The following is a 6173-nucleotide window of genomic DNA, read 5'->3' on the forward strand; positions in this document are numbered from 1 at the left end:
CGTGCATTCTTTACTTGGCTGCAGCGGGGGTGGGAACTCTCGGGATTGTGGATAGTGATATCATTGATCTCAGTAATCTGCAGCGCCAGGTTGTGCACACCACGCCCGAAGTCGGGCGGCCCAAGACCGAGTCCACCAAGGAGCGCGTCGCGGTGCTCAACCCGGATGTACGGGTGGTGGAGCATCGGCTGCGCCTCACCCGGGAAAATGCGGCCGGGATTATCCAAGAGTATGATTTTGTGATTGACGGGACGGATAATTTTCCGACCAAGTATCTGGTCAACGATGTGTGCGTGCGATTGGGCAAGCCCTTTTCACATGCGGGCATTTTGCGTTTTGAGGGGCAAATCTTGACCGTGGTGCCTGGTGTGAGTGCGTGTTACCGCTGCCTCTTTCCTGAGGAACCCCCTGAGGGCATGGTCCCGAGTTGTCAGGAGGGCGGAGTGCTTGGGGCTGTGGCCGGAGTGATGGGATCGCTTCAGGCCATTGAGACCCTCAAATGGTTGCTTGGTGTCGGAGAGCTTCTCAAGGGGAGGCTTCTGATCTACGACGCCCTAGAGTCCACCTTCCGTACCGTACGTATACCTAAGATGAACGATTGCCCCGTGTGCTAAGGAGATACCCATATGGCCAACAAAATGATCCACCTGATCTTTCCTCAAGAGCTCATCAAAGAGCCTTTAATCTACCAAATGGCGAAAAAGTACGACGTTATTCCCAATATCCGCCGTGCCAAGATCACCGAGACCGTGGGGGAGGTTGTCCTGGAACTCGAGGCCTCGGAAAAGAACCTCGATTCCGGGATTGCCTTCCTCAAAGAGCAAGGGGTTAAGGTGGAGCCGGTGGTCGGGGATATTGTAGAACCCTAAGTGTGTTCTTCTCCGCGTACCGCTGAGTTCTCGTATTTTGACCACGAGGCCGATATCGGTGTGCTGTCCCAAGGCGCAAGTCCGCAGGAGGCGTTTTGCTCTGCGGCCCAAGCCACCTGGAATGTGATTGCCGATCTTTCTACAGTAGAACCCCTGGAAGAATTAGTATTGGAGTGTGAGGCCCCCACCGCTGAAGAGCTCTTGGTGGAGTGGCTGAACCGTCTCCTGGCCGAGGCCGATATTCGCGGCTGGGTCTTCTGTGAGTTCCGTATCGAGTCCTGGTCTTCCGGGCGCTTGGTGGGGCGGGCCTTGGGCGAAGTTCTGGATATGGACAAGCATCGCATGAAGTCTGAAGTCAAAGCCGCGACCTATTGTGAAAACCGGGTCTGGGAGGAAGGCGGCCGCTGGTTTTGCCGCTTCGTCATCGACGTTTAATGCATTGAAGTGAGGGGGGCAGGGACAGTTCTTGCGCCCGATTCTCTGAACAGAAAGAGAACTGTCCCTGAAAGTTATGGACAAAATTCTCAACGAACGATTGCTCAGAGCCGACTCCCAAAACCGCCGCCGTGTGCTTCGGGAACTCGAGGGGCCGCCCGGGCCTGTGCAGTATTTTGAAGGGCGGGAGCTCCTGAATTTTTGCTCCAACAATTATCTGGGTTTGGCCGGGGACCCCCGGGTTCTGGAAGGCGTGCGCTCGCGACTCAAGGATTTGGGAGCCGGAGCTGCGGCTTCGCGTTTGGTGGGTGGTAGCCATCCGATCCACCGGGAGCTTGAAGCGCGGCTGGCCGCACTCAAAGGGACGGAAGCTTGCTTGGTCTATCCTTCAGGTTATCAGGCGGGTGTGGGCGTGATTTCCGCTCTGATGGGGCGTTCGGATCAAATCATTGCGGATAAGCTGGTTCACGCGTGTCTTTTGGACGGGGTGCGGCTTTCAGGCGCGGAATTAAGGCGTTATCCGCATTTGGATATTCAGGCAGCCCGGGAATTCTTGAGTGCGCCGGCAAAGGGACAGCGCCTTCTCTTGACCGAATCGGTCTTTAGCATGGATGGGGATGTGGCGCCCTTGCGCGAGATGGTGGAGTTGGCAAAGTGCTGCGGTGTCTGGCTGATGGTGGACGAAGCCCACGCCACAGGCGTATTTGGAGCCCGAGGAGAGGGTTTGGCGGCAGAGCTCGGGGTAGCCGGGGGTGTGGATATCCAAATGGGCACCTTGAGCAAGGCTTTGGGCAGCCAGGGCGGCTATGTGGCGGGCTCCCGGGCCCTGATTGATACCTTGGTCAACAGCAGCCGTGCCTTCATCTATACTACAGGTCTGAGTCCTTTGGCCGCAGCCGCGGCCTTGAGTGGACTGGAAATCCTCGGGGCAGAGCCGGAGCGCCGCGAACGCTTGTGGAAGCACACCCGTTTTGTGTGTGAAGAGCTGGGGCGTATGGGCTGGGAAACCGGCCGGACCCAGACCCCGATTGTGCCTGTGATTTTGGGAGAGGCCGGGACTGCGGTGGCCTGCAGCGAGGCGCTTTGGGAGCAGGGGATCTATGTGCAATCAATACGGCCGCCCACTGTGCCTGAAGGCACGAGCCGTTTGCGCATCACATTGATGGCCACACACACGGAAGAGCACTTGGAGCGTTTGCTGGAGGCGCTCCGGCGTTTAGGCAAGGAGAAGGGCCTGTGCAGGTAGACAAGAGCAGCTTGGCTGAATCCTTTTCCCGAGCTGCGCGTACATATGATTCCTTTTCCCGCTTCCACGTGCGTCTGGTTGAGGAAGTATTGTCCGAACTCAGTGCGGAAGAGCTCAGGACCGGTGCGTGTGTGGTGGACTTAGGGTGCGGGACAGGCGCCTTGCTTTCCGAGGCAGTGCGGCGGAACGCGGGGGTATTCTTTGTGGGTGTGGATATTGCGGAGGGCATGGTGCGTTCGGCCCAGGCTCGGGGCAAGACGGTTTGTGGTATTTGGGCCGACGCAGAGTGCGTGCCTCTTGCCGCAGGCAGTGCGGATGCCGTGGTCAGCACTTCCTGCTTTCAGTGGCTCAAAAACCTGGACGATGGATTTGGAGAGTGCCGGCGTTTGCTCAAGCCCGGCGGGAGGCTCATGGGCAGCCTTTTTGGCAAGGGCAGTTTGAAGGAGTTCTGTGATCTCAATGCGCGTTTGCATATTCCGTTGCCTTTGGCTGCGCAGTTTCCGTCACTCGACAAAGTGAAGGAAGCTCTCAGCCGCTTTGCGTGGAAGGATCTGCAGGTGGATACCCGGACCTACACCGAGTTTTTTGAATCCACCAAAGATATTTTGCTTTGGCTGCGTGAGCTCGGTGCGCGACGCACCGGTCTCAATGGGTCCTCCTATAAAGTTCAGAAGAGCCAGTATGGCGAGCTCTTGAAGCAGTATGTTGCGGATTATGGCATCCCCGGAAAAGGGGTGCCGGTGACGATAGAAATTATCAGCTTTGGGTGTCAGGCACCATTTGTGAGCGAAACTGAGGGGAGAGACAGCTCTCTGAGCTGACTGGGGGATACATCTCCGAAGGAGATATGCCCTGAGACTTGGCGAGAACTGTTCCTTTAGAATAACGATGCAGCTACTCATTCTCGGCAACGACACAGAAGTCGGTAAAACCGTAGTCGGCGCAGCACTTGCCCGGGCTTTCTGCGCGCGCGGCCAAACAGTGGGAGTCATGAAGCCCGTTGCCAGCGGCGTGGAGAGGCTTATCAATGGAATGGGCGCAGATGCTGCATTTCTTGTTGCCGCGGCCCAGTCTTCCGTCTCCCCCGAAACAGCCAACCCCTACCGGTTCTCTCAAGCGGTGGCCCCGAGCTTGGCCGCTGAATTAGAGGGTGTTGATGTTGACCTAGAACTCCTGCGTCACAAATTCAAAGAATTGTGCGAAGAGAACGAAGTCGTTGTGGTCGAAGCTGCGGGCGGGGTTCTTTCCCCGCTCTGGAAAGACAGACTGGCCGTGGATTTAGCATGGGAGCTTCGAATTCCAACAGTGATAGTTGTTGAAGACCGCTTGGGTGCGGTGAATCAGGCTTTGAGTTCCGTGTATGCTGCAGAGCGCAGGGGAGTGGATGTTCTGGGGGTGATTCTGAATCAGGTCCAGCCTTGTGAGCCGGCGAGCAACGGAGATGCTTTTGGCAATGCCACGCTGATTGAAAAGTTGCTGCACGTCCCGCTTTTGGGACGCGTGCCTTTTCTTCCAAGTGTGTCCGTCGAAGAAGGGAATATGACCGGGCTCCTTAACTTACCCGAAGCGATTCTTGATTTGGAGACCTTGACAGCATGCTGGCAAAAGTACCGGGAAGCGAACCCCACGGCTGAAAAAGCCAAAGCTTTTGACCAAGAATATGTCTGGCATCCGTTTACACAAATGCAGGAGTGGGAGGCAGGGCAGCCGCTCATTGTGGACCGTGCTGATGGGTGCACGCTCATTGATGTGGACGGGAATCGCTATTTGGACGGGGTGGCCTCTCTGTGGGTCAATGTCCACGGGCACCGGCACCCGCGGTTGGACGCGGCTGTGGCCAAGCAACTGGGCCGGGTGGCGCACAGCACGCTTTTGGGTTTGGGAAATGATGCGGCTGCAGTCCTGGCTGAAAAGCTCGTGCAGTGGACTCCGGAAGGCCTCAATCATGTGTTCTATTCGGATGATGGTTCTACGGCCGTGGAAATTGCGCTCAAGATGGCCTTTCAATATTGGCAGCAAGGGGAACGCCACAAGCCCGAGAAACAACGTTTTCTTTCTCTCTCGGACACTTACCACGGGGACACGATCGGCGCGGTGAGTGTGGGGCATATTGATTTATTCCACCGGCGCTACAAACCCCTTTTGTTTGAGAGTGTCAAGGCGTTGACGCCGCGCGCCCTTGGTCATAAGGACGATGCCGCTGCGGGCCTTCGTGAACTTGAGCGGATGCTGCAGAAGCATCACGCTGAATTGGCTGCCATGTTGGTTGAGCCGGGACTTCAGGCTGCGGCGGGCATGCACCCCTTCCCTAAAGGCTATCTTGCCGGTGTGAGGGCGCTGTGCACGCAATACGAGGTGCTCCTGATTGTGGACGAGGTCGCCACCGGGTTCTATCGCACAGGAGCGCGTTTTGCGTGTGATTTGGAAAATGTTCATCCGGACTTGATGGCCGTGGCAAAATCGATTACTGCAGGGTACCTGCCGCTTTCAGCCACCCTTTGCACCGATTCAGTGTACCAGGCCTTTCTCGGCGAGTATGTCGACCAAAAGACTTTCTTCCACGGGCACACGTATACGGGCAATGCCTTAGCGTGCGCCGTGGCCTTGGAGAACTTGAGACTCATGGAACGCCAGGAATTTCTCAACCACTTGCAGGAGGTGGATGAGGCATTGACCCGGGGACTCAAATCGCTTGAAGCGAATCCCTGGGTGGGGGAGATCCGGCGCCTTGGGTTTATGGTGGGCGTGGAGCTGATGAAGAACCCGGACGTCTCCGAGGCATTTGCCTGGGAGGAACGCGCCGGTGCGAGGGTCTGTGAGGCCGCGCGCAAGCTGGGGGTGCTTCTGCGCCCTTTGGGCAATACCGTGGTCCTCATGCCGCCCCTTGTGATGACAGCGGGCCAGATCGGGCAGCTTTTCCAGGCATTGGAGGGCGGGATCCGGAAGGTTCTGGGAGAGTCCCCGGTGACGCGATCCGGTGCGAAATCTTGCTAAATTCCGGGAGCGCTTTGACGGGTTCGCAAGACCTGTAAAAGCCCGGGTTTCAAGAAATTACGGCCTAAGTCAGATTTCTGTAAAAAGTGGCTTGACAAGGGCTCCAGCTTTTCGTACATTAGACAGCACTGATTTTGGGGCCCTTACCAGCCCCGGTAGATCTTTGACAAGGAAGTCTTGGTAAGCCTGCGAGACAGTACTTTTTCTGAAGCATCCAATCAAGTACCTCTCAAAATTGCAACGGTTCTTTCGAGGACCGTTCAGTCATTTTTGTGGAGGGTTTGATCCTGGCTCAGAGCGAACGCTGGCGGCGTGGATTAGGCATGCAAGTCGAACGGACCTGTCCTTCTGATAAGTGAAGCTTCGGCAGATCTTTGATGAAGGGTCACAGGTGAGTGGCAGAAGGGTGAGTAACGCGTGGGCAACCTACCTCTAAGTTTGGTATAACACTCCGAAAGGGGTGCTAATCCCGGATGTGGCTAGTTTCCGGCATCGGATTCTAGTTAAAGATAGCCTCTACATGTAAGCTGTCGCTTGGAGATGGGCCCGCGTCCCATCAGCTTGTTGGTGAGGTAACAGCTCACCAAGGCATTTGACGGGTAGCTGGTCTGAGAGGATGGTCAGCCACA

The 6173-nt window shown here is 56.5% G+C and carries 6 protein-coding genes and 1 rRNA gene; all 7 read left to right on the forward strand.

What is annotated here, in order from left to right; all coding sequences use genetic code 11:
• The coding region (locus tag JW937_08185; GenBank protein MBN1587385.1) for a ThiF family adenylyltransferase at window positions 1-614 on the forward strand (614 nt) is incomplete at its 5' end.
• A gap of 12 nt (window positions 615-626) precedes the next feature.
• Entirely contained in the window at window positions 627-869 is a 243-nt protein-coding gene (locus tag JW937_08190) for an NIL domain-containing protein (GenBank protein MBN1587386.1), read from the forward strand.
• Entirely contained in the window at window positions 870-1304 is a 435-nt protein-coding gene (locus JW937_08195) for an archease (GenBank protein ID MBN1587387.1), read from the forward strand. It begins immediately after the preceding gene.
• Between the two features lie 76 nt (window positions 1305-1380).
• A complete protein-coding gene (bioF, locus tag JW937_08200) occupies window positions 1381-2550 on the forward strand; it encodes an 8-amino-7-oxononanoate synthase (protein ID MBN1587388.1) in 1170 nt (389 codons plus the stop codon).
• A complete protein-coding gene (locus JW937_08205) occupies window positions 2541-3371 on the forward strand; it encodes a methyltransferase domain-containing protein (GenBank protein ID MBN1587389.1) in 831 nt (276 codons plus the stop codon). Before bioF ends, JW937_08205 begins: the two co-directional genes overlap by 10 nt.
• A 67-nt stretch (window positions 3372-3438) precedes the next feature.
• A complete protein-coding gene (bioA, locus tag JW937_08210) occupies window positions 3439-5544 on the forward strand; it encodes an adenosylmethionine--8-amino-7-oxononanoate transaminase (GenBank protein MBN1587390.1) in 2106 nt (701 codons plus the stop codon).
• A 269-nt stretch (window positions 5545-5813) separates the two neighbouring features.
• Window positions 5814-6173 (forward strand): 16S ribosomal RNA (locus JW937_08215); the annotation flags it as partial.

It is taken from the genome of Candidatus Omnitrophota bacterium, from assembly GCA_016929445.1.
GTDB lineage: Bacteria > Omnitrophota > Gorgyraeia > JAFGIU01 > JAFGIU01 > JAFGIU01.

What these genes read in the sequence shown, in the direction of transcription:
- bioF (MBN1587388.1), top strand. Translation starts at nt 1,381, where the DNA reads ATGGACAAAATTCTCAACGAACGATTGCTCAGAGCCGACTCCCAAAAC.
- bioA (MBN1587390.1), top strand. Translation starts at nt 3,439, where the DNA reads ATGCAGCTACTCATTCTCGGCAACGACACAGAAGTCGGTAAAACCGTA.
- JW937_08190 (MBN1587386.1), top strand. Translation starts at nt 627, where the DNA reads ATGGCCAACAAAATGATCCACCTGATCTTTCCTCAAGAGCTCATCAAA.